The organism is Bacillus sp. GbtcB10 (genome assembly GCF_019091365.1).
In the GTDB taxonomy this organism is placed as follows: domain Bacteria; phylum Bacillota; class Bacilli; order Bacillales; family Bacillaceae; genus Bacillus; species Bacillus altitudinis.
In genome coordinates this window covers 1-389 of record NZ_JAGXJP010000027.1, presented here as the reverse complement: position 1 = coordinate 389, position 389 = coordinate 1, and the positions used below count along the sequence as shown (strand labels likewise).

Below are 389 nucleotides of genomic sequence, written 5' to 3'. Positions count from 1 at the left end.
AAATATACACCTGTAAAAGAAACAATCGTTGAAATGAAAAAAGAAAACAATCAAGTATTAAAAGAGGAAATCCAGCATAAAGAGAGTGAAAAAAGCCTCGTAACAGTTATATCTGGTATCGTTGATAACTTTGAAACAATTAGTCAACATAGTGAAAGAAAAGAAGATGAATTACGCCAGTTTATGGAGGGTATTTATAAGCTTTCTAACATGGCTGCAGGGCATTTTAAAGAAGAGTCTAATAGAAGTAGTCTAGAAAGTGAATTGCGTGCGCTACAATTGGAAAACGAAAGGTTAAAACGAGAAAAAGAAGAACTCGTGCAAGATGTGAAAGATATGACGCAACAGTTAGTTTATTTCATTAAAAGTTCTGACGTCGATCAAATTCG

Annotated in this window: 1 pseudogene; it reads left to right on the top strand. The window is 33.4% G+C overall.

Annotation, left to right across the window (positions count from 1 at the left end):
• Positions 1-389 (top strand): annotated as a pseudogene (locus tag KVT11_RS19565) (DNA-binding domain-containing protein); the annotation flags it as partial.